The organism is Rhizobium sp. NFR03, assembly GCF_900111275.1.
Taxonomy (GTDB): Bacteria; Pseudomonadota; Alphaproteobacteria; order Rhizobiales; family Rhizobiaceae; genus Ferranicluibacter.
In genome coordinates this window covers 584,657-607,115 of sequence record NZ_FOGR01000002.1, presented here as the reverse complement: position 1 = coordinate 607,115, position 22,459 = coordinate 584,657, and the positions used below count along the sequence as shown (strand labels likewise).

Sequence of the window (22,459 nt, the reverse complement as noted above, 5' to 3'; positions counted from 1 at the left end):
TTCCGCGTTCTTGCCGCTTATCTCAGGTTCTTGCTGACCGTGGAGGCCATCTCGTCGGCGGCCTGGATGATCTTCGAGTTCATCTCATAGGCGCGCTGCGCGGAGATGAGGTCCGTGATTTCCTTGACCGGATCGACGTTCGAACCTTCGAGATACTTCTGCTTGATCTGGGCGTAGCCCGGATCGGCCGGCGAACCGACGACGGCCGCACCCGATGCCGGCGTTTCCTTGAAGAGGTTGTCGCCCTGCGGCGCGAGACCGGCCTCGTTGATGAAGTTGGCGATCGTCAGCTGCCCGACTGCCTGCGGGATGTTGCTGCCGTCGATGCGCGCCATGACCTGGCCGGACGTGCTGACGGTGACCTCTGCGGCGCCTTGCGGAATGGTGATGCCAGGGACGACCGTGTAGCCGTCGATGGTGACGAGCTGGCCGGTGTCATTGGTGTTGAAGGCACCAGCGCGCGTATAAGCTGTCTCGCCGTCGGGCGTTTCCACCTGAAACCAGCCGCGGCCGACGAGCGCCAGGTCGAGATCGTTTCCTGTCTGAACGAGGGGACCCTGGATGTGCAGGTTGCGCACGGCCGAGGTCTGGACGCCGAGACCGACATTGGCGCCTTCCGGAACGACCGCCTGGTTTGCCCGATTGGGCACGCCGGCTGCACGCTCGGTCTGGTAGAGAAGATCGGAGAACTCGGCGCGCGCCCGCTTATAGCCCGTCGTGTTGATGTTCGCGATGTTGTTCGCGATCACTTCGAGGTTGAGCTGCTGGGCATTCATGCCGGTGGCGGCAATGGAGAGAGCCTTCATGATGCTATTCCTTTAGATCCGCGCCTCAGATCGGTGTACGGGCGATTTCGAGATAGGCGGTGACGATCTTGTCGCGGATGGCGATGGCGGTCTGGAGCGACTGCTCGGCGCTCATGACGGCATCGATGACTTCGCGGGTGTTGGCCTTGCCGCTGATCCCCGCGATGGACGAGGTCTCGGCGGAGCGCAGCGAATTGGTCATCTCCGATGCCATGCCGCTGAAGACCTCCGAGAAGCTTTGACCTGCCGGCGCGGCGCTGCCGAGCGCCTGGGAGGCCATGGAGGCTGCGGAGCTCGTTGCGTTCGTGGTGCTTTCGGTGGCGGAAGAGAATGCCGCACCGATGGTCTTGATTGCGTCGATCATTATTGCGAAGCCCTCAGGAGGTCGATTGTTTGGGAAATGAGGTCGCGGGCCTGCTTCGTTGTCTGCAGGTTGGCCTCGTAGGAACGATTGGCTTCGCGCATGTCGGCCATTTCGATCAGCACGTTGACGTTGGGCAGCTTGACCATGCCCTTGTCGTCGGCGGCCGGGTTACCCGGATCGAATTCGATGCTGAAGTCGGACTGGTCGACACCGAGCTTCTGGACCTCGACGCTTGACGCCCCGCTGACGCGATCCACTTCGGCGGCAAAGCTGATCGTCTTGCGACGATAGGGATCGGCACCGGCGGTGTCGCCGGTCGAGCGTGCGTTGGCGATATTCTCGGACACGATGCGCAGACGGGTGGACTCGGCCTCGAGACCGGAGGCTGCGACTTTGAGAGCGGAGACGAGAGGATCCATGGCCATTACTTCCTGACAACCATCAGCATCATGCGATGAAAGGACTTCACGAGACCGGTGTTGAGTTCATAATCCCGCTTTACTTCGCCGGATTTCATGAGCTCTTTCTCGATCTCGACGCTGTTGCCCGACTGCTGGACTTCGCCATCGTCGATCAATGAGGTCTCGGTAATCTGGTTGCTCAGGGGACCGCTGGTAAAATGCGCGGGATTGGTGGAGGCCAGCTGAAAGCCGGTTTCCTTCATGACGCTATCGAACGGCTTGATATCCTTCGATGCGTAATGCGGCGTATTGGCGTTGGCGATATTTCCTGCGACGACATTCTGGCGGACGGCGAGCCACTGAGCTTGCCTCGATGCCAGTTCGAACAGCTGAATAGGTTGCATCATGCGACTCCATGCTTGTTGCTGGAGACATTATGCTTGTAAACTTGCGTGGGACTGGCGCGGATTTGCAGGCTTCCGGCGCATAGGAGCGCACGAAAACGACCTTCGACCAAACTGTGAAAAGGCCGTCATGGCGGGGCTCCAGGCGCGTGCCAGGCGTTTCGGGAACGCGAAGGACGCCTGCGGCCATCGTTCGAGATGGCGGAGCCTGAGCGAGCATCATGCAAGCGGAACGTGAGGAAAGGCCGAACGTGTCATTCCGCCTTGAAGACGTCTCCTCGCGACGTGATCATCACCCAGCTGCCATCGCGCTCCTCGAGCGTGGCAAGCCGGCTGTTGTCCGGCAGGGGAGAGCCTACCCGGACAATGTACATGCCGCTGACATCCTCGATCAGGGCGCGACCGCCGGCGACGTGAACGAGCTTGAAGGTGATGGATCCCGGCAAGGGCTGGTCGAGCATCGGCTCGGCCGGCTCCCCCGGTTTCGGCGCCGGCACCGTTGCCGTGACGAGCTGATCGACAGCCGCCTGCGTTTCCGCAGCCAGTGTCTGCGCCGCGTCGGACGGAGACGCCTGAGGAGCGGCCACCATGCCCGGCGTGCCGATCTTTTCGGGAAGATCCTGAGTCGCGCCGTTCCAGAGAGCGGGAAGCGCGAACTTTTCCTGGTTCAGAAAAGCGTACCACGGAAAGAACATGGCGAGGCCCGCAAGGGCGATGCCCGTGCCGACAAGCGCCTTGTCGAAGATGGGCATGCGATCGCTCTTCTTGCGCTGCCTGACGATTTCGTCTGCATCCATGTCGTTCATGCCTGTCTCCTTCCTCTCGTCAGCGCCGCGCCTGCTGCCCGCCTGCTCCGGCCTTCAGCGCATTGGCGAGGTCCGTAAATGCGTCGAAGGCAGGGCGTTCGCCCGGTGTCTGCTTCAGGATGTCGTAGATGACAGGCACCTGCTTGATGGCCATGTCGAGATCGGGATCCGAGCCCGCGCGATAACCGCCGATGAGGCGAAGGTCGCGGGTTTCCTCGAAGCGATGGATGAGCGACTTCAGCCGCGAGACCAGCATCTCCTGATCCGGCGTCCAGGCCTTGCGTGCCAGACGCGAGACGGAAGACAGCGGATTGATCGGGGGATAGCGACCCTCTTCGGCAAGGCTGCGGTCCATGACGATGTGACCGTCGAGAATGCCGCGCGTGGAGTCGGCGATGGGGTCGTTGTGATTGTCGCCGTCAACGAGGATCGAGATGATCGCCGTGATGGTGCCCGTGCCTTCCGGGCCCGGACCTGCGCGTTCCAGAAGGCGGGGGAGTTCGGTGAAGACCGAGGCAGGATAGCCACGCGCGATCGGCGGCTCGCCGGACGCCGTCGCGACTTCGCGGATGGCGTGGGCGAAGCGGGTCACGCTGTCGATGATGAGAAGGACGTTGTCGCCCTGGTCGCGGAAATGCTCCGCGATGGTAATGGCGGTCAGCGGCGCCATCTTGCGCAGCATGGGGCTCTCGTCGCTGGTGGCGACCACGGCGACCGACTTCTTCAGGTTGTCGCCGAGCGTGTCCTCGATGAATTCGCGGACTTCGCGGCCACGTTCGCCGACCAGCGCGATAACGACGCGGTCGAAGGCATCGGCACGGGCAAGCATGGAGAGAAGCGTCGACTTGCCGACGCCGGAGCCGGCGAAAACGCCGAGACGCTGGCCGAGGCAGAGCGGCGAGAAGATATCGACGGCGCGAACGCCCGTGCGGAAACAGTGCTCGACGCGCTGGCGCGTCATGGACGGCGGCGCGGAGGTGGAAATGGCGCGACGGACGTCGCCCTGCATCATCGGCCCGCGACCGTCGATCGGCTCGCCGAGCGAATTGATGGTGCGGCCGCACCAGCTGGCCGTGGGAGCAACGCGGAAGGCGCCCTTGCGGATGACCGTATCGTGTATGCCGATCGGCTCGCCCGGCTCGATCGGGCAGACGACGACGGTTTCCGGCTCGACCTTGACGACTTCGCCGAGATGGATGCCGGTCGCGCTCTTGTGGGCGACGAACTCGCCGAGGCGAACATGGCGGGACAGGCCACTGACGGTGTAGTGGCCGGGCGAGATGGTCTGGACATGACCACCCGGCGCAACGGCATGCTCGGCCTTGGAATACCGATCGACGAGACCGGCAAGCGCCGACAAGGCTGTCGATGCCTGACGGACGTCGAGCGGTTGATCGTTGATGACGGTCACTTGCTGCCACCGAGCGTCTTGATCGCCTCATCCAGCGACGTCTCGCTGTCCCGCAGGAGCGAGGCGATGCTCTCGAAGGCGCGCGAGACGGTGATCAGCTGCGACATCTCCTGGACGGGGTTGACGTTGGATTCCTCGACGTAACCCTGCATCACACCGACATCCATGCGATCCACGACCGGCTCGGGGGCCGTCGTCGGGATCACGGCGGAATTGTCGTAACGCGAAAAGCCGTTGGCGAAGTTGGCCTCCGAGAGACCGAGGGCCGCCACCTGGGTGCCGTTCTGGCGAATGACGCCATCATTGCCGATGACGACCTCGCCAGCATTGGCGTTCAGCTGGATGGGAGCACCACCCGCATCGAGAACCGGATAACCCCGCATGGTGACGAGATCGCCGGTTTCCGTCAGGGAGAAACGTCCGTCGCGTGTCAACGCAACGCCAGCGGGTGTTTCGATGGAAAGCCAGGCATCGCCCTTGATGGCGACGTCGAGCGTGTTGCCGGTATGGGACAGACCACCCGACGAGGTGTTGAGAAACTCCGCGCCCTCGCCGACGAAGGCGACCTTGGTCGGCCGGGTATCGCCGAGCACGGTATTGAACTTCACCTCCGTGGCGCGAAAGCCGACAGTGGTGGCATTGGCGACATTGTCAGCCAGGGTATTCATGCGCTTTTCAAGCGCGATTTGCGAGGAAACGCCGACGTACAGACCGGTTTGCATGCTCATCGACCTCCGAGCTTCAAAGTGTTTATGGACAGGAGAAGATCGGATGAAATGCCGAAACCGCTCTGCGTGCCGAAGACCGCCAGGGGATCGTAGTTGTTCGTGGCGTGGTCGAGTTCCCAGAGCGCGGTGAAGCGTTCCATCAGCTTCGACATCTTCTGCGGATCCTGCAGATCCTTGAGGTCGATCGCCTTGGAAACGGCATCGGCCTGCTTGTCGATATCGGCTGCCGCGAAGGCGTCCGGGACCTGCATGATCGTGCGCACGACCTGCGCCAGTGCCTCGTCGGCCAGAAGGCCGTAGGAATTGGTGACACCGGGCGCCATGCGCTCGAAATAAAGTGCCAGGCGAACGCCAGCATTGTCTTCGCCTGCGTCCTGCTCCAGCGTCTGGCGGACGTATTTTTCCGTCACGCCCTTGAGGGCCTTCTCGGAAGCGGTGGCGGCAGCGCCGTCCGCGGCGAAGTTCAGCGACTTGACGAGATCTGTGTAGCGGCTGTCGGAGAGCTTGTTGGCAAAGGCATCGTCGCTGGCGACGCCTTCGGTCAGCACCTTGCGCATGAAGGCCTTGGCGTAGCCCATGTCTTCGAGGCCGTGGGCCTTCATGGCATAGTCGTACAGGCGGGTGTCGGCGAAGAGGTCGTCGATCGACTTCACATTGCCGATATGGGCGAGATAATACTCGGTTTCCCGCGCCACGTCGGGCTTCTCCGTCACGCGCTTCAGCGACGTCGTGAGGTCGGCCGTTATCTGCCTGTAGCTGGTGAAGGTGGTGGTCAAGGCATATCCCCGAAGGCGAAGCACACGGCTTGGGCCCGGCTCCTGTTCGCGACCAAGCTGAACGCTGCTCCTTGCGCGAACCTGTCGGCGCTTTTCGCCAAACTTGCCGGGCCTTTTATCCGGCTTGCAACCAGCTTCACGCAAGCATCGGACCCTAGGGATGGACCCCACAATCCACCACTGCGGCAGGTAGAGACATGAACATCATCATCGGACTCGTCATGACAATGGGCTGTATTCTCGGCGGCTTTATTGCGATGGGCGGGCACATGGCCGTTCTCAACCAGCCGTTCGAGCTCGTCATCATCGGCGGCGCCGGCATCGGCGGCTTCATCATGGGCAACTCCATGAAGACGGTGAAGGACGCCGGCAAGGCGCTCGTGGAGGCCTTCAAGCACAAGGTGCCCAAGCAGCGCGAATATCTCGACACGCTCGGCGTGCTTTACAGCCTGATGCGCGACCTGCGCACCAAGTCGCGCAACGAGATCGAAAGCCACATCGACAACCCGGACGAATCCGCGATCTTCCAGTCGGCACCGACCGTTCTGAAGAACAAGGACCTCACGGCCTTCATCTGCGACTACGTCCGCCTCATCATCATCGGCAATGCCCGCAGCCATGAGATCGAGGCGCTGATGGACGAGGAAATCAACACCATCACCCACGACAAGATGCATTCGTACAACTCGCTGGCGACGATGGGCGATGCGTTCCCCGCCATCGGGATCGTCGCGGCCGTTCTCGGCGTCATCAAGGCCATGGGCGCCATCACCGAGAGCCCGGAGGTTCTCGGCGGCAAGATCGCGGCCGCCCTCGTCGGCACCATGCTTGGCATCTTCCTGTCCTACTGCATCGTCAGCCCGCTGATCGCCAACGTGAAGCATGTGCGCGAAAAACAGAACCGCCTCTACATCATCGTGAAGCAGACGCTGCTTGCCTACATGAACGGCTCCGTGCCGCAGGTCGCTCTCGAATACGGGCGCAAGACGATCTCCTCCTACGAGCGTCCGTCGATCGATGCCGTGGAGCAGGAAATGATGAACCCCGGCGGCGGCGGCGAAAGCAAGGCGGCCTGATCCATGACCAGCGAGAACATCTATTCCTTCGACCGGAAACTGCTGGCGCGCATGACTGGCGCGCTCGGCGACGACAAGACCATCGGCAAGATCTGCGCCGATCTCGGCCAGGTCTTCGGCGAGTTCCTGCCCGACCTGCTGCAGAGCGAAACGGGGCTGGACCTGACCATCGGCTATGCCGGGTTTGACACGGGACTGAAGAGCGAGCTGATCCGCAAGCTTGGAGACGGGGTCGCGCTTTCGGATTGCCTGTTGCGCAACTGGTGCAGCGACTTCACCATCAGCTGCGATAGCCCTGCGATCATCACCATGATGGAAATGCTGCTGGGTTCGCCAGCCGAATCCATCGAGGAACCGAAGCCGCGCAACCTGTCCGTCATCGAACTCGACGTTGCGGCCATCGTCTTCGAAAAGGTCGCCGGCGTTCTCAAGTCCGCAGTGAATGCGCCCGGTGGCTTCGAGCCGTTCGTCGGCAAGTGCTATAACGCCGAAAACCGGTCGGCGGACGACAAGGATGTCGAGGACGTCTACACGGCCTGCGTGAACATCACCCTCGGCGTCGGCCCCGTTCTCTCCACATTCTCGATCCTCGTTCCGCAGCAGACGCTGCTGAAGACCACGATCGTGTTTCCCAAGGGTATCGGGCAAGCACGGCGCCAGAAGACCGCCTGGGCCGAACAGGTCGAGCAACAGGTTCGCCGTTCCATGGTCGAGCTGCAGGCGCACATCAAGCTGGAAGAGCTGACGCTTGCCGCGATCACCCAGCTCAAGCCGGGCGACGTCATTCCTTTCCACGATCCGAAGGACGTACGGGTCGATGTGAAGGCGAACGGACGCGACCTCTACGTCTGCGAGTTCGGACGCTCGGGCGCGCGCTATACCGTGCGCGTCAAGGACACGTTTGGCACCGAAGACGAACTTCTTCAGCATCTCACGCGCTAATTCACGGACCGCCGAGCCATGACAGGCTTGGGGCAAGTTTCAACTGGAATACTCTCGACATGGCACCCAAGACAGCACCACTGACAGAAGACCAGAGCGCGGTAACCGGCGATTTAGAGCTGGATCAGGCGATCGACGACCTTCGCGGCGTTCTGAAGACGGATGCCGAAGGCGGCATTCCAGACACAGGCCTGGACACGGGCTTCGGCATGGACTTCGGCGCAGCGCCGGCGGCCGCTCCCGACTTCATGAGCGATTTCGGCGCGACCGACGACGACAACCCCTTTGCCGGCAGCTTTGCGGAGCCTGCATCAGGTGCCGCGACAGCCTTTGGCGACAGCGCATTCGAAGACAGCTTTGCAACGCCTTCACCGACGGCGGGCGCGACCATGCATGGCAATCTCGATCTGATCATGGACATCCCGATCGATGTGCAGATCGTGCTCGGATCCAGCCGCATGCAGGTCTCCGGACTGATGGGTCTGACGGAAGGCGCGACGATCGCGCTCGACCGCAGGATCGGCGAACCGGTCGAGATCATGGTCAACGGCCGGGTCATCGGCCGCGGCGAGATCACGGTTCTCGAGGAAGACGACACCCGGTTCGGCGTCAAGCTGATCGAGGTCAACAGCGGAAAGAAGGCCTGAAGGCCGACGAGACTGGTGGAAGGCGGGCATGATGGCCGGCTTCCACATCCCGCAAGGGCACTGCATTCCTTCCGGGCCTTCAGGGCCTGGAGACAACCGCAGCAGATGAAGACCGTTTCGGCGTCGTGACAGACAGCGATGCCGTCCAGGAAGGATCCATGATGGATTACGACGATTTCGAAGCATCGGCGCTGACGCGCCCCCTGAGCCAGATGGACAAGGCTGCGGCCGTGCTGTTGAGCATGGGCAAGCCGATCGCCGGGAAGCTGTTGAAGTTCTTCACGCAGAGCGAGTTGCAGGGCATCATCGCCTCCGCGCAGACGCTGCGATCCATCGAGCCGCACGAGCTCGAAATCCTCGTCAATGAATTCGAAGACCTGTTCACCGAAGGTGCGGGCCTTATGGACAATGCCAAGGCGATCGAGGCCATTCTCGAAGAGGGTCTGACACCCGACGAGGTCGATGGCCTGCTCGGTCGCCGCACGGCGTTCCAGTCCTACGAGACCAACATCTGGGACCGCCTGCAGGATGCGGATCCGGTCTTCGTCTCTCAGAATCTATCCAAGGAACATCCCCAGACCACCGCCTACATCCTCTCGATGATGCCATCGACCTTTGGCGCCAAGGTGCTGCTGCAGCTGCCGGAAGCCGGACGTGCCGACATCATCAACCGAACCGTCAACATGAAGAACGTGTCGCCGAAGGCGGCCGCCATCATCGAGACGCGCGTTGTCGAACTGCTGCGTGAAATGGATGCCGAGCGCAACTCGGTCGGCTCGGTCAAGATTGCCGAAGTCATGAACGAGATGGACAAGAGCGACGTCGACACGCTGCTTGCCTCGCTCGAATCGATCAGCACGGACTCGGTCAAGAAGGTGCGCCCCAAGATCTTCCTGTTCGACGATATCCTTCTCATGCCGCAGAAGAGCCGCGTCGCTCTGTTCAACGACATCGCCGGCGACATCATCACCATGGCGCTTCGCGGATCGAGCATGGAGATGCGCGAAAGCGTCCTCGCCTCGATCGGTGCTCGCCAGCGCCGCATGATCGAGTCGGATCTGAGCTCCGGCGACGCCGGTATCAATCCGCGCGACATCGCCGTTGCCCGCCGCTCCGTGACGCAGGAAGCCATCCGCCTCGCCGCCAGCGGGCAGATCGAACTCAAGCCGAAGGAAGCTGTCGCAGCCTGACGCGACCACTCCCCTGAAATATCGAGAGCCCGCCGGCAACATGCGTTGCGGCGGGTTTCTGCATTTCGGACGCGGGTACCGCCGGACGTGCAGTCTGGAACGACCTCTGCAAGACCGTGGGGAAACGAGGCTCTTGCCAGACCGGCCCCGTCAGCCCACAACATCGCCAACGACGCCGGTCGCCACGAGATGGTCGGCCGAGGTAACAAGTGCGATATCGTGAAGGGCCGTTTTCATGTCGGACGATCAGGATAAAGACAGCAAAACCGAATCGCCGTCCGAGAAAAAGGTCAGCGATGCCCTCGAGAAGGGGAACGTCCCGTTTTCCCGCGAGGTCACGATGTTCGCCTCGACGCTCGCCATCTACATCTACGTGGTTTTCTTCCTGCCCGACGGGTTCCGCAGCATGGCAGAAGCCCTGAAGGATATCTTCGAGCAGCCGGATGCCTGGCGAATCACCACATCGAACGACGCGACGGCCCTGATATCGAAGCTCCTCTGGGCCTCGGGCGCGCTGGTCGTGCCTGTCTTCGCGCTGATGATCGCCTTCGGTGTGGGGTCTTCGATCCTTCAGAACCTGCCGAGCCCCGTCTTCGACCGGATCGCCCCGAAGATGAACCGGATCTCGCCGATCGCGGGGGTGGGGAGGATCTACAGTGTGCCCGGGCTCGTGGAGTTCGCGAAATCCTTCGTCAAGATCGCCGTCATCTCCGGCATCGTCGCACTGACGCTGTGGGACGATTTCTACGCGACGCTCGACGCGATGTTTTCCGATCCGATCACGATCTTCGAGATCATGGGCCGCGACTTCAACAAGATCATGAACGTCGTGCTCTTCTCCACGGCCGCCATCGCCATCGCCGATTTTTTCTGGACACGGCATCACTGGTACGACGAGCTGCGCATGACGAAGCAGGAGGTGAAGGAGGAAATGAAGCAGACGCAGGGCGATCCAATCGTAAAGGCACGCTTACGTTCGATCGCACGCGACCGTGCACGGCGCCGGATGATTTCCTCCGTTCCGCGCGCAACTCTGGTGATTGCGAACCCTACCCACTTTGCCGTGGCGCTGCGCTATGTCCGGGAAGAAGGGGATGCCCCGGTCGTGGTCGCCAAGGGGCAGGACCTAGTGGCGCTGCGCATTCGCGCTCTTGCGGAGGAGAACAACATCCCCGTCTTCGAGGATCCGCCTCTCGCACGCTCAATGTTTGCGCAAGTCTCGGTGGATAGTGTTATTCCACCGGTGTTTTACAAGGCGGTCGCCGAACTCATCCACCGGGTCTACGCAACGAAATCGAACCCGACACGGATGAACTGATTGCGATGAAAAAATGCGAATATTCCGAACAGCGCGAAAAGATCGTTGCGGATGCTATCCGTCCGGTCGCGACCGAACTTCGTCTCATCGATGCAGCCGACTTCATTGCGCTTCTGCGCTACGAGTCGCACGGTAGCCTTGCCGACCTGGTGTCGTCGGCGGCCGAACTCTATTTCGTCCCAGGTACGGTCAATTTCGGCATTGGCGGCAATTACATGCTGGACTGGAATCGCAATCCGGAAATCGTGCTCGATCTCGAACTGAAGCCGGATGGCGTGACCGTCTATGCGCAACTCGCGTTGCGCGACGACTCGGCCGCGATCGAGATCAATCATATTGCCTTCAAGAAGCCGTCCGTCGATCCGGAAGAGAACACGGCGTTCCTCGCCCGCAGCCTGGATGCGGCCAAGTTCATCAAATCCTATCCCACTGCGATGGCCTGCTGAAAGCGAGCCAGAATGTCTGGTTCAGCTGATGTAGCCAAGGCGGATCGCCTTGGCGATCGCCTGGATTCGGTTGACGGAATCGAGCTTGGCGGTGGCAGCGCCCAGATAGGCATTCACGGTGTGCACCGAGAGGCCCATCTTTTCCGCAATCTCTTCACTGATGTAACCGTCCCCGGCCATTTGCAGGCAGCCGATCTCGCGTTCGCTCAGAGCCTCGGCCGGTTGCAGGCGGCGCTCGTCGGCCGCAAACAGATCCGTCATCACATGGCAGCTGCGGCCGTGGAGGTCGAGAATAACCTCGCTGGTCAGATCGAGCGATGGCGCCATGAAGGCGACATAGCCATTGCCCTGAGCTCCGAGGCGCACCGGAAATGCGATGCCGGCATAGGGAAGCGTGCGCAGCTTCAAGCGAAGCACGAAGCGATCGAAATCGATCGTCTCCGCCGTCTGACGATTGTCTGCACCGTTCCACAGGAGGGGCAGAAGCGAGATGTCGAGATGCTGTTTCATCTCGTCGCCATAGGTCGAGACGACGTCGTGCGTCATTTCTTCCGCCGCGGTTCCCCAGTTGTCCAGAACGCAGGTCAGCTTGCGTGATGCCGGCAGGCCGTTTCCGTTCATTCGGAAAACGGCGAAGTTGCGAGCTTCGATATCTTTCTGCATCAGCTGAAGCCGGGCGATCAGAGTGGCTGTGCGCGAGGCCCGGGTCTGGCGGCCGTTGCGGCTATCATCGCCGCTTCGACCCCCTGGAATATAGATGACCATGGACGTTCCTATACCAGGTTGTTTCGAACCGCGCAGGCAATCGCTTCCGAGCGCGTCTTGGTCGCCGTCTTACGCATGACACTGGTAATGTAGTTGTTGATGGTGTTGCGCGAGATGCCGAGAATGAGGGCGATCTCTTCGCTGGTCTTGCCTTCCGCGATCCACGAGAGGCATTCGAGTTCGCGTTCCGTCAGATCGAAATCGCGTTCGGAGCGCAGCGACGTTTCGCGCGCAAGGCTGGCGAAGTAGCCGGTGAGGAGACCGACATCGCGCAGGCCCTCCCGCGACAGGATCAGATCCTGCGGGAAAAGCAGCATCAGCGACAGCCGCAGCCGGCCGATGGAAAAGGTAATGGCGCAATATTCACGGCTGATGCCGCGGCCAAGAACAGCCTCTTCGGGAAGGCGCATGAAGACCGGGTGCAGCAGCGACAGGCACTTTTCCTGCTCGTTGGTCTTGGCGTGCAGACCCTGCATCACCTGCCCCAGCCGCTTGACCACATCGAAGGGCCAGTCCGAGACCATGACGAAGTCGAGGCCGCTGTCCTGCGACAGGTCGTAGCGCGCGAGAAGATAGTGGCTGGCGCCGACATAGTCCGTCAGGGCGGCAAGCGCCTTGTTGAGCTGGCCACGCGCCGCGTAGTCTCCGAGCTTCTCCAGAAGCTGCCGCTTTGCAGCGGGATGGCCGGCAGGGCTTATCGGTGCCGACTGGCCCGCGCTCAACCCGCCCACCGTTGTTCGCATCGAGGCGACCGGTACAGGTCGACCCGCAATCTCCGTATGAAGAGCTTCCATGACATTTTCCCCGTGACGGATCCGGGCATGCGATCTGCGCACGCGCGCTGCCAAAGGCAGCCACGCGGCCGGGGATCCGCATTCCCCGGCGAGCACACATCATCATGCGAATCACTGTTAAAACTATACAGGCCCAAACTCAAAAAACTACTGCCCGCTTATCGGGATTTACTTTTTGTTAATAACCTGAAGTGATTCGCGAATGGCGCGTCGCAAATGCGCCAACCAACGTGAACAAACGAGAACACGATTTGCACCGCATTGTTATTACTGTGTTTTCTACTTTGGGCCATGAACCGTCGAAGCGTGAATCCGGGATAAATCATCTTTTTTCAGGCTGGCAGCATGCTGAAAATGCGCCGCCATTGAATCATGCGCCGAATCGGCTTTCTATTTGAGGAGGCCATGTTGCGCAATTGCACCAAAACGATTTCGAGCACAATAGGCCGCATGCTAAAGCACACGCCTAGCAACGCTGGCAAATATACCAGTTTTAATGAGAAATTTTCTTATGATGACACAATCAATTTTTACGCACCCGGAGTCGAGCAGCCCGCGCAAGCAAGCAAAGCAGCCTTTCCACATAAAAAAATAACCAAATGGTTAAATAGAGGAATCTCCGCGTCGCTCCTGCGACTCTGTGGATCCCGACAGGACTATGCCAAATGACATGAAGACTCCGGCCGGCGTCAGCCATGACCTTTCCAGTCGGGTCGACGGGCGCGTGAGCCTCCGCCGTTTCTTTGTCATGTCACTGTCAGGCTTGAACGAAAAAAATCCGCCGGAAGGGCGGATTTTTTCGTTTGATTTGTTTTTTGATCTCAGGCGGCTTTTTCTGCGACCCATTTGCGCAGGATCTTGGCGGCGCGTTCCTCGTTGATCTCCACCATGCGCGCCAGCCGCCGCTCCGGGCCTTCCTTGACGCGGCGGTTGAAGTCGCCCCTGTCTTCGCCAAGGTTGAGCAGGTCGTCCGTGCTGTCGAAGCCGAAATCCGATCCGAAACCTTCCATAAGCGCACCACCTGCAGCACCCCCGGGGGCCGGCGAGAAGTCGGGCAGTTCCAGGCCGACGGCCTCCGTTTCGGTGAGAGTTCCCGGGCCGCCGAAGCCCATGGAGCGGGCCAGAGGACGCAGTCCCATCCAGACCACAAGGACGGCGACCGTGATGAAGGCGAGCGCGTTGATGATGCCACCGAGGTTGCGCGTCAGCGTTTCCATGACGCCAGGACCTTCGACCGGCGCGTCGAGCAGCTGGTTATTGACGAAGTCCATGGCGGTCAGCGTCACCACGTCGCCCCGTGCAGCATCGATGCCGACCGCTGACGCCACGATCTTCTGCATGTCTGCGAGATAGGTGTCGATCTTCGCCTGGTCAGCGCCCTCGCCAACCATGGCAGCGACACGGCCGCGATTGACGACGACGGCGACGGAGAGCTTTTCGACCTTGTAGCTGTTCTTGGTGGTGGCGATCGTCTTCGAGTTGATCTCGTAGTTGGTCTGCTCTTCCTTCTTCTCGGCCTGGTCGTTCGACTGCGGGCCGGAACCGCCGCTCTTGGGGGCTGCCTGCGGCACGTTCTGCTGAACGGTCGTGGCATTGTCCGCCTGCTGCTGGCTCGACTTCTGCTCTTCCTTCGTGACCCGCGTCGAACGTTCGACACGCGATTCCGGATCGAAGGTGGTTTCCTGAACCTGCTGCGTGTCGGTGTTCAGCTGTGCTGTAACGCTGGAGCGGAAGTTGTCGACGCCGAGGAAGGGCGAGAGAGCCTTGTCGATGTTCTTCTCGATTTCACCCTGGACAGACTGGACGATGGAGAGCGACTGGCTCATCGCACCATTCTGCGGATCGTCGCCGGAGGCGAGCAGCTGACCGGCGCTGTCGAGAATGGTCACGTCGTCGATGGAAAGGCCGGGAACGGACGAACCGACAAGGTGGCGAATGGAGGCTGCGGCATTGCGACCGATGGTCGAGCTGGCGCGGATCATGACGGAGGCGGTCGGCTTCTGCTCGGTCTTGCGGAAGCTGCCGCGGTCGGCCATCACGATATGAACGCGGGCGGAAGCGATGCCGGAGATCTGCTGGATGGTACGGGCGATTTCGCCTTCCAGTGCGCGGACCCGGGTGACTTCCTGCATGAAGGACGTCAGGCCGAGCGAGCCGACATTGTCGAACAGTTCGTAACCGGCATTGGCGCTGTTGGGGAGGCCGCGCTCGGCGAGAAACAGGCGTGCCTTGCCGGTGGTGCCGACAGGAACCTGAACGCTCTTGCCATCGGCGCCGACCTCGAAGGCGATGCCGCCCTCGGCCAGCGCCATGCTGACCTGGTTCAGGTCCCCTGATTCCAGGTTGACGTAAAGCGTTTCGTAGGCCGGCTTGTTGACGTAGAGCCCGGCTGCCAGAACGAGACCGACCGTTACGAGAGCGGCTGCCGCCAAAGCGATCAGCTTGCCCTGCCCCAGGCTCTTCAGATTTTTCGTGACCGACGAAAGTTGTTCTGACAGATTCATTCTGTTTCGCACCCACTAGCGCACTTCACCGCGCGCTATTGCACGGACGAAGCTTCATTGCGCAGTCCCAACATTAAGGTCCGATCCGGCCGCATCTGGCGAAAACGCTCGCAAATGCAGGCATAGATCCATCTGACCCGTTTGGAGAATAGGATGCGAAGCTTGCGCGAACTTGTCGTTCTCCGCCAGGCGGCCTGCTATTTCGGAAGAGTCTAAAACGCGAAAACGCCCCTTCGGCTGAAACCGAAGGTGCGTTTTCACGCTGTTTCAGGCTCGGAAAAGTCAGCTCCGCTAGAACGCCTCGAAATCGCCGGCGGCTTCCGTCAGCGGCTGCGAGTGCCCGTGGCGCAAGCCGTTTGCGAGCGACTTCTGCATATCCGCCAGCTTCACGAGGTTCAGCGCCGTGGAGATATCGACGAGCCAGGATTCCGGCAGCGCCGCAGTGATGGTGTCGATGAACTCGGCCAGCCCGCGCGTCTTCTGGACGGCAAGGTCGATACCCTGAAGCACCTGGATGCGATGGGGCGCATTGACTTGCGGATCGCCGGCGATCTCGCCGAGCATCGGTTCGATCCGCTCGATGAGATAGGCGACGTCGTGCAGTTCCGAGACGACACGCATCATCACGTCCGGCAGGGCCTCGTCCATGTTGCCGGGGTGCTCTCTTCGCTCGCTCTGCATATGATGTCCCCTGACCGCGCGACGGGCGACGCGGTTGCTGATTAAAAGAATTCGATCGAATTGTCTGCGGGTTTGGGAGCCTGTACCGGGCGCTGTTCCTGAGCCACAGTCTTCTGGGTCTCCACGCCGGTCAGGGCGTATTGACGTGCCCGACCGCTGACCGGCCAGTACTCGAGCTTGCGGCCGTGCTCGCCACCCGTGCTTTCGCCGACGATGGGGATCCCTTCGTCCTGCAGAAAGCGGCGGGCGAACAGGGCATTCTGCTCACCGACGTTTGAAAAGCGTGCAATGGTTTTGGCGCCGCCGAAGATCTTGGCCTCAAGACGGTCGCGCCGCGCGCCTTTCTTGAGGAGTCCGTTGATCAGCAATTCCATGAGATGGACGCCATATCGCGTGGCGTCTCCTCCCGATGACATTGCTTCGGCGGAACCGGGCAGCAGGAAATGATTGATGCCGCCCACGCCTGCCACGGGATCACGCATGCAGGCTGCCACGCAGGATCCGAGAATTGTCGAAAGAACCACGTCCGGGTCCGTGACGACCTTGTACTCGCCCTGGATGACATGCACGCGCTTAACCGCAGCGTCTAGGGTCATTTGAGTGCTCCGAACACGGCTTCGATCGCCGCCCGCATCTTTTCGATGGTGAAGGGTTTCGCCAGCACGTTGTTGGCGCCCAGCGCCGCTGCCTTGGTGACGAGGGCACGGTCACCCTGAGCCGTCAGCATGATGAAGGCGGCTTTCTTGGTCGCAGGATTGGTGCGAACTGCCTGAAGCAGGCCAAGACCATCCATCTTCGGCATGTTGAAATCCGAGATCACAAGATGATGCGGCTGCTGCGCCATGATCTTGGCCCCCTGCTCGCCATCGGCGGCAACGGTGATCTGCTTGAAGCCCAGCTGTTGCAGAGCTTCGCCCAGCAAGAGCCGGCTGGTGACCTGATCGTCAACGATCAGCACTTTGATTTTTTCGGCGATAGACATTTATTCAGTTCCTTCCCTTCGGGTCGCGGCGCATTTTAGAACTTCCTCCCCGATGGAGTTGAGGGGCAGTTGCATTTCGACGGCACCTATCTCGTAGGCCACCCTCGGCATTCCATAGACCACACAGGTCTTTTCATTTTGGCCGAACGTCCGGGCACCGGCCTGGCGCATCCGGAGAAGGCCCGAGGCGCCATCGCGCCCCATGCCCGTCAGGATGACACCAATGCCGTTGCGTCCGGCGAGATCCGCCACGGAATCGAACAGAACGTCGACGGACGGGCGATGTCCGTTGACAGGCTCCCGGTCGACCAGCCGGCAGGTCGGTGCCGACGGATTGACCACCTGGAGGTGACGATCGCCCCCTGGGGCGAGGTAGATCTTGCCGATCTCAAGCCGTGCACCGTCGAAGGCCTCTTCGACCGTCGGGGCACAAAGCCGGTTGAGACGTTCCGAAAAGCTCTTCGTGAAGGTGACCGGCATATGCTGCGTGATCACCGTCGGCGGGCAGTTTTTCGGAAACTTCTGCAAGACGTTGATCAGGGCCTCCACCCCCCCGGTGGAGGACCCGATGGCGATGATCCGGCGGGCGGCGCGGTAGTCGACCGCCGTCGCATTGGTGTTCGCGGCACTCGGCGCCGCGACCTTGTTGCCGGATATGATGAACTTGCGCTGCGAGCGCGCCGCGGCCTTTACCTTTTCGGCAAGGTCGCTGAAAGGATGCGGATCGCCCGGCAACGGCTTTCCGACGCAGTCGAAGGCGCCGATCTCAAGCGCTGCGACCGAGGCTTCCGCGCCCTTGTGCGTCAGCGTCGAGACCATGATGACGGGCATCGGGCGCAGCCGCATGATCTTCTCGAGGAATTCGAGACCGTTCATGTTGGGCATCTCGATGTCGAGCGTGACCACGTCGGGATCGAGATCCTTGATGGCCTGACGCGCCTGAATGGCATCGGCTGCCTGACCGACGACGCTGACGGCGGGATCGGCATTCAGGATGGCCGTGATCAGACCGCGCATGGTGGCGCTGTCATCGACGACGAGGACACGGGCGGGCGCGGTCATGAGCGGCCCCCCGCATGCTTGCCGGTGTAGCGGTAGGCGGTGATGCCGATATTGTCGAACACGGCCTTGGCATCGCCGGAGACGCGCTCGGAGTGACCGATATAGAGGTGCCCTCCCCCGTCGAGCATGGTCGAGAACCGCGACCAGATCTTCATCTGGGTCGGCTCGTCGAAATAGATGACGACGTTGCGGCAGAAGATCACATCGAACGGACCCTTGAATGGCCACTGCGCCATGAGGTTCAGTTCGTTGAACGTGATGAGCCGCTTGACCTTGTCGTCGATCTGCCACTTCTCGCGGCCGTTGACCGAGGTCTGCGAAAAGAACTGCTTGCGCATCTGCGGCGTGACTGTTTCCAGCGCATTGACGTCGTAGGCGCCGGCCCGGGCGATCGCGAGGATCTTCGGGTCGATATCGGTCGCCAGAACGCGGATGTCGTATTCCGCCGCATTGGGGAGGATCGACAGGATCGTCAAGGCAATCGAATAAGGCTCCTGCCCGTCGGAACAGGCCGCCGACCAGATGCGCACGCGGCCGCCAGCCTTGGCACGCGCGATCAGCCCGGGCAGGACCGTGTCGCGCAGATGCTCGAAATGGTGGTTCTCGCGGAAGAACCGCGTGAAATTGGTGGTCAGGTGCGAAAGCATGTCCCGGCGCTCGGCGGAACCCGCCGGAGACGACACGAGATTGCAGTACTCGCGGAACCCGCTGAGCCCAAGATTGCGAATATGTTTCGACAGACGCGAATAGACGAGCGAGGCCTTGGTCTCGTTCAGATAGATGCCGGCATCCGCATAGATCATCGCTGCGATCTCGGAAAGATCGCGGCGAGTCAGCGGGTATTCGCCGCTGGCCAGGCACTCGTCGGGCGACGCTTTCGTGTCGAAGGCGGCCATTCTGCTCATGCGGCTTCGCTTTCTTGGTGAGGGAATACGGCGTCCAGTTCGATCAGGCAGATCATGCGCTTATCGATGGCCAGAACGCCGCGGGCAAAGGTTCGCTCGAAGTCGGAACTGACATCGGGCGTCGGCTGTATGATGTCGTTCGTCACGCTCAGTATGTCGGACACCGCCTCGACCAGCAGTCCGACGATTTTCTGTCCGGACTGAGCGACGATGATGACATGCCGAACGGTCGGTTCGGCCGGGTTCATTCCGAGGCGCGCTGCCAGATCGATGATCGGCAGGACCGCACCCCGCAGGTTGATGACGCCGAGCATGTAGCCCGGCGTATGTGGCATCGGCGTCGCAGGCGTCCAGCCGCGGATCTCGCGCACGGACATGATATCGACGCAGAACTCCTGGTCGCCGATTCTGAAGGCGATCAGTTCGCGGGCACCGCTGGTCATGGTGTTTGCGAGCGTCGTCATGGCTTATCCCACAGCGGACAGGGCTGATTCCAGCCTGAGAGGCTGGCCGCGGGAGGCGGCGACGACGGCGTCCACGTCCAGGATCAGCGCCACACGGCCGTCTCCGAGAATGGTCGCCGCGGCAATGCCGGGCACATGGGTGTAATTCGCCTCAAGGCTCTTGATGACGACCTGACGCTGGCCCTGGATCGCATCCACCATCAGCGCGCGCTGTCCGCCGCCTTCCGATTCCACCAGCAGTGCCACACCTTCGACCGGATTGGCCTGAGTGGCGCGGAAGTTGAGGATCCGGCCGACATCGACCAGCGGGCAGAAGGAGTTGCGGATCGAGATCAGGCGCTGCGTCGCACCGAAGGAATGGATCGAGGCGGCATCCGGCTGCAATGTTTCGACGATGGCCGTCAGGGGCACCACCAGCGTCTGGCTGGCGACCGTGACCACCATGCCATCGAGCACGGCGAGCGTCAGCGGCAGGCTCATGGTGAAGACGGAGCCCTGACCGGGCTTCGAGGAGATGTTGATGCGTCCGCCGAGCGCCTGGATGGAGCGCTTGACCACGTCCATGCCGACGCCACGTCCGGAAAGGTCGGAGACCTTCTCGGCTGTCGAGAAGCCGGCGTGGAAAATCAGGTTGTCGATTTCCTCGTCCGACAGGTTGGCATCGGCCGCGATCAGATCGTTGTCGATCGCCTTTTGGCGGACGCGTTCACGGTTGATGCCGGCGCCGTCGTCGGCAAGCTCGATGATGATGCGGCCAGAACGATGCTTGGCGGTCAGGCGGACGGTGCCTTCCGGGTTCTTGCCGAGCGCGATGCGCTTCTCCGGCATTTCCAGGCCGTGATCGACCGCGTTGCGGATCATGTGCGTCAGCGGTTCGGCCAGCTTGTCGATGACGGTCTTGTCGACTTCGGTGTTCTCGCCCTCGGTGATGAGGCGAACCGACTTGCCGGTGATATCGGCGATTTCGCGCACGGTACGGGCCATGCGCTGGAAGACGGGCTTCACCGGCTGGGCACGGATGGCCATGACCGAGTCCTGGATCTCGCGGGTGAGCTGCTGCAGCTCCTCGAGGCCCATGTTGATCGACGATGTTCCGTTGGCATCGTTCTCGATGACGCTCTGCGAGAGCATCGCCTGGTTGATGACAAGCTCGCCGACGAGGTTGATCAGGCGATCGACACGGTCGAGATCGACGCGGATCGTCTGGCCTGCGGCCGCAGCCTGCTGGGCGCTGGCGGCATTGGCCGGCGCCTGTTTCGCGTCCGCTGCCTTGGCGGCGGCGCTGGCAAGGTTGAGGACGTTGCTGGCCGTTTCGAGCGCCGTGACAGCGGCCTCACGTTCGCCGGCTGCGATCTGCTCTTCTTCCTCGACAACGCCGAGGGGATGTTCGGGCTCCTCATCGAGGATCGACAGATCGAAGGGAACGGCCTGCATCGGGGCTTCGCCTTCGACCGCTTCCGGCTGTTCGCCTTCGGCAAGCTCGGCGATCGCGAGTTCGCAGTCCCATTCGGCGAATTCGAACACGCCGCGGATGGCATCTTCGCCCTTGTCGGTGCGGAGCGAAATCTTCCAGGAGAAATAGGCGTCTTCCGGGTTAAGCCCATCGAGAGACGGCAGGCTGTCCATGTCGCAATGGATGCTCATCTCGCCAAGGCGCGAGAGGTCGCGCAGAAGCAGCGTAGCCTCGTTGCCCTTGCGATAGAGATCCGCATTCGGCTTGAAGGAAATTTCGAAGGTCGGCACCTCGACCGGCACGGCGTCAGGATCGAAGTCATCGAACGAGAAAGCGACAGGCATGAAGCCTTCGTCATTGGGGGCGACCGGAGCCGGAGCTGCCGTTGCGGGCTTGGCAGCTGCGGGCTTGGCCACAGTCTTCGCGGGAGCCTCTGCGGCTCCCGGGAGTGGCGTGCCGTGCGCCAGTGCTTCGAGTTCACGGATCAGCTGCTTGGAGCGCGCTTCATCGACGCTGCCGCCGTCGCGGGCGCAGTTGGTCAGGTCGGCCAGAACGTCGGCCGACTTGAGCATCACTTTCAGAACGTCCTGGGTGGGTTCCAGCTTGTTGGAGCGAACGCAATCCAGCGTGGTTTCGAACACGTGAGCGAACGAGACCAGATCGTCCAGCCCGAAGGCGCCTGCGCCACCCTTGATGGAGTGAACGGCCCGGAAGACCGCATTGACCGTTTCCGGATCGCGATCCCCGTCATTCAAACGAAGGAGACCGGATTCCAGTTCTGCGAGCTGTTCTTCACATTCCTGGAAGAAGATCTCTTTGATTTCATTCATATCCATAGCTGGAATCCTGGCGAGGGTGTTTTAAGCGGTTACGCGCTCGATGGCGTCGATCAGCTTGGTCGGATCGAAGGGCTTGACGATCCAGCCTGTCGCTCCGGCCTGCCGAGCGCGGTTCTTCTTTTCCGCGTCGCTTTCCGTGGTCAGGACCAGAATCGGGATGGCGCGGTACTTCTCGTTGCGGCGCACGCCTTCGATGAAGCCGAAGCCGTCGAGGCGGGGCATGTTGATGTCCGTGACGATGACGTCGGGGTTACAGTCTTCGAGGACCTCGAGACCTTCGATGCCGTCTTCGGCCTGGATGGTTTCGAAACCGGCATTGTTGAGCGTCACGAGGAGCATATTCCGGATGGTCCGGCTATCGTCCACTGTGAGAACCTTCTTTTTCATTTTCAGATCTCCTTAGCCATCAGGTGGTCGACATTGACCCCGATGAGCTGCGTCGTTTTGGTGAAAGCGTCCGACACCTTGGAAAGGGTGAAGGCGTGTTTGTCCTCTTCCCAGCTTTTCGCGCCGGCCATCAGGACCTGGACGCAGAGCGCTCCGACCCGCTCGACGGCCGAGGCATCGATGACGATGTTGCTGCCACGCATCTCTGTCAGCTTGCGATGAAGGACGCTGGCCTCGTTCAGGTCGAGGACCGGTGCGAGATTGAGCGTCTTCGATGCGGCTTTCTTTGGGGCCATCACGGCGCCTTT

At 61.3% G+C, this 22,459-nt stretch carries 26 protein-coding genes; 6 read left to right on the top strand and 20 right to left on the bottom strand.

Annotated features, from left to right (window positions below; translation table 11 throughout):
* Positions 1-17: 17 nt before the first annotated feature.
* The 8 genes from flgG to BSG19_RS08085 form a co-directional block, all read right to left on the bottom strand.
* Positions 18-806: a flagellar basal-body rod protein FlgG gene (gene flgG / locus BSG19_RS08120; protein ID WP_092986602.1), complete on the bottom strand. Its 789-nt coding sequence runs from the start codon at positions 804-806 to the stop codon at positions 18-20.
* A gap of 25 nt (positions 807-831) precedes the next feature.
* On the bottom strand, positions 832-1,170 hold the full coding sequence (locus BSG19_RS08115) for a flagellar hook-basal body complex protein FliE (protein WP_092986600.1): 339 nt from the start codon (positions 1,168-1,170) through the stop codon (positions 832-834).
* The gene (flgC, locus tag BSG19_RS08110) at positions 1,170-1,589 is read right to left on the bottom strand and encodes a flagellar basal body rod protein FlgC (protein WP_092987349.1); all 420 of its coding nucleotides are present in this window, start codon (positions 1,587-1,589) and stop codon (positions 1,170-1,172) included. Before flgC ends, BSG19_RS08115 begins: the two co-directional genes overlap by 1 nt.
* A 5-nt stretch (positions 1,590-1,594) precedes the next feature.
* Positions 1,595-1,975, bottom strand: a complete 381-nt coding sequence (flgB, locus tag BSG19_RS08105; protein WP_092987347.1) for a flagellar basal body rod protein FlgB — start codon at positions 1,973-1,975, stop codon at positions 1,595-1,597.
* Between the two features lie 254 nt (positions 1,976-2,229).
* Positions 2,230-2,781, bottom strand: coding sequence for a flagellar protein (locus BSG19_RS08100; RefSeq protein ID WP_092986599.1), 552 nt, complete (start codon positions 2,779-2,781; stop codon positions 2,230-2,232).
* Between the two features lie 19 nt (positions 2,782-2,800).
* Positions 2,801-4,183, bottom strand: coding sequence for a flagellar protein export ATPase FliI (gene fliI / locus BSG19_RS08095; protein WP_092987345.1), 1,383 nt, complete (start codon positions 4,181-4,183; stop codon positions 2,801-2,803).
* Positions 4,184-4,188: 5 nt separating this feature from the next.
* The gene (gene flgF, locus BSG19_RS08090; protein ID WP_092986597.1) at positions 4,189-4,914 is read right to left on the bottom strand and encodes a flagellar basal-body rod protein FlgF; all 726 of its coding nucleotides are present in this window, start codon (positions 4,912-4,914) and stop codon (positions 4,189-4,191) included.
* 2 nt (positions 4,915-4,916) lie between these two features.
* Positions 4,917-5,696 (bottom strand): DUF1217 domain-containing protein, encoded by a 780-nt coding sequence (locus BSG19_RS08085; protein WP_092986595.1) that lies wholly within the window; start codon positions 5,694-5,696, stop codon positions 4,917-4,919.
* Positions 5,697-5,893: 197 nt separating this feature from the next.
* Here BSG19_RS08085 and motA point away from each other — a divergent pair, with 197 nt between their 5' ends.
* From motA to BSG19_RS08055, 6 genes are all read left to right on the top strand, one after another.
* Positions 5,894-6,772: a flagellar motor stator protein MotA gene (gene motA, locus BSG19_RS08080; RefSeq protein WP_092932128.1), complete on the top strand. Its 879-nt coding sequence runs from the start codon at positions 5,894-5,896 to the stop codon at positions 6,770-6,772.
* Positions 6,773-6,775: 3 nt separating this feature from the next.
* Entirely contained in the window at positions 6,776-7,714 is a 939-nt protein-coding gene (locus BSG19_RS08075) for a FliM/FliN family flagellar motor switch protein (RefSeq protein WP_092986593.1), read from the top strand.
* Positions 7,715-7,773: 59 nt separating this feature from the next.
* Positions 7,774-8,361 (top strand): flagellar motor switch protein FliN, encoded by a 588-nt coding sequence (gene fliN / locus BSG19_RS08070; protein WP_092986591.1) that lies wholly within the window; start codon positions 7,774-7,776, stop codon positions 8,359-8,361.
* A gap of 158 nt (positions 8,362-8,519) precedes the next feature.
* Complete coding sequence (gene fliG / locus BSG19_RS08065) at positions 8,520-9,551, top strand: flagellar motor switch protein FliG (RefSeq protein ID WP_092986589.1); 1,032 nt, start codon at positions 8,520-8,522, stop codon at positions 9,549-9,551.
* Positions 9,552-9,786: 235 nt separating this feature from the next.
* Complete coding sequence (gene flhB, locus BSG19_RS08060) at positions 9,787-10,869, top strand: flagellar biosynthesis protein FlhB (RefSeq protein ID WP_092986587.1); 1,083 nt, start codon at positions 9,787-9,789, stop codon at positions 10,867-10,869.
* Positions 10,870-10,874: 5 nt separating this feature from the next.
* Positions 10,875-11,315 carry a hypothetical protein gene (locus BSG19_RS08055; RefSeq protein ID WP_092986585.1) on the top strand — a complete coding sequence of 147 codons (441 nt, stop codon included), beginning with the start codon at positions 10,875-10,877 and terminating at the stop codon, positions 11,313-11,315.
* Positions 11,316-11,336: 21 nt separating this feature from the next.
* Here BSG19_RS08055 and BSG19_RS08050 read toward each other — a convergent pair whose 3' ends face one another.
* The 12 genes from BSG19_RS08050 to BSG19_RS07995 all read right to left on the bottom strand — a co-directional run bounded on the left by BSG19_RS08050 (position 11,337) and on the right by BSG19_RS07995 (position 22,447).
* Complete coding sequence (locus tag BSG19_RS08050) at positions 11,337-12,080, bottom strand: transcriptional regulator VisR (protein ID WP_092986583.1); 744 nt, start codon at positions 12,078-12,080, stop codon at positions 11,337-11,339.
* A gap of 8 nt (positions 12,081-12,088) precedes the next feature.
* A complete protein-coding gene (locus BSG19_RS08045; protein ID WP_244529140.1) occupies positions 12,089-12,874 on the bottom strand; it encodes a transcriptional regulator VisN in 786 nt (261 codons plus the stop codon).
* Between the two features lie 821 nt (positions 12,875-13,695).
* The gene (fliF, locus tag BSG19_RS08040) at positions 13,696-15,378 is read right to left on the bottom strand and encodes a flagellar basal-body MS-ring/collar protein FliF (protein ID WP_092986581.1); all 1,683 of its coding nucleotides are present in this window, start codon (positions 15,376-15,378) and stop codon (positions 13,696-13,698) included.
* A gap of 291 nt (positions 15,379-15,669) precedes the next feature.
* Complete coding sequence (locus BSG19_RS08035) at positions 15,670-16,059, bottom strand: chemotaxis protein CheT (protein ID WP_092986579.1); 390 nt, start codon at positions 16,057-16,059, stop codon at positions 15,670-15,672.
* A 41-nt stretch (positions 16,060-16,100) separates the two neighbouring features.
* On the bottom strand, positions 16,101-16,655 hold the full coding sequence (gene cheD / locus BSG19_RS08030; RefSeq protein ID WP_092986577.1) for a chemoreceptor glutamine deamidase CheD: 555 nt from the start codon (positions 16,653-16,655) through the stop codon (positions 16,101-16,103).
* Complete coding sequence (locus BSG19_RS08025; RefSeq protein WP_062470356.1) at positions 16,652-17,041, bottom strand: response regulator; 390 nt, start codon at positions 17,039-17,041, stop codon at positions 16,652-16,654. The genes cheD and BSG19_RS08025 overlap by 4 nt, the downstream gene beginning before the upstream one ends.
* The gene (locus tag BSG19_RS08020) at positions 17,042-18,103 is read right to left on the bottom strand and encodes a protein-glutamate methylesterase/protein-glutamine glutaminase (RefSeq protein ID WP_092986575.1); all 1,062 of its coding nucleotides are present in this window, start codon (positions 18,101-18,103) and stop codon (positions 17,042-17,044) included.
* On the bottom strand, positions 18,100-19,008 hold the full coding sequence (cheR, locus tag BSG19_RS08015; protein ID WP_092986573.1) for a protein-glutamate O-methyltransferase CheR: 909 nt from the start codon (positions 19,006-19,008) through the stop codon (positions 18,100-18,102). The genes BSG19_RS08020 and cheR overlap by 4 nt, the downstream gene beginning before the upstream one ends.
* On the bottom strand, positions 19,005-19,472 hold the full coding sequence (locus BSG19_RS08010; RefSeq protein ID WP_092986571.1) for a chemotaxis protein CheW: 468 nt from the start codon (positions 19,470-19,472) through the stop codon (positions 19,005-19,007). Before BSG19_RS08010 ends, cheR begins: the two co-directional genes overlap by 4 nt.
* A gap of 3 nt (positions 19,473-19,475) precedes the next feature.
* On the bottom strand, positions 19,476-21,761 hold the full coding sequence (locus BSG19_RS08005) for a chemotaxis protein CheA (protein WP_092986569.1): 2,286 nt from the start codon (positions 21,759-21,761) through the stop codon (positions 19,476-19,478).
* A 24-nt stretch (positions 21,762-21,785) separates the two neighbouring features.
* Complete coding sequence (gene cheY1, locus BSG19_RS08000; RefSeq protein WP_062470377.1) at positions 21,786-22,151, bottom strand: chemotaxis response regulator CheY1; 366 nt, start codon at positions 22,149-22,151, stop codon at positions 21,786-21,788.
* Positions 22,152-22,153: 2 nt separating this feature from the next.
* Positions 22,154-22,447: an STAS domain-containing protein gene (locus BSG19_RS07995; RefSeq protein WP_092932104.1), complete on the bottom strand. Its 294-nt coding sequence runs from the start codon at positions 22,445-22,447 to the stop codon at positions 22,154-22,156.
* Positions 22,448-22,459 lie beyond the last annotated feature (12 nt).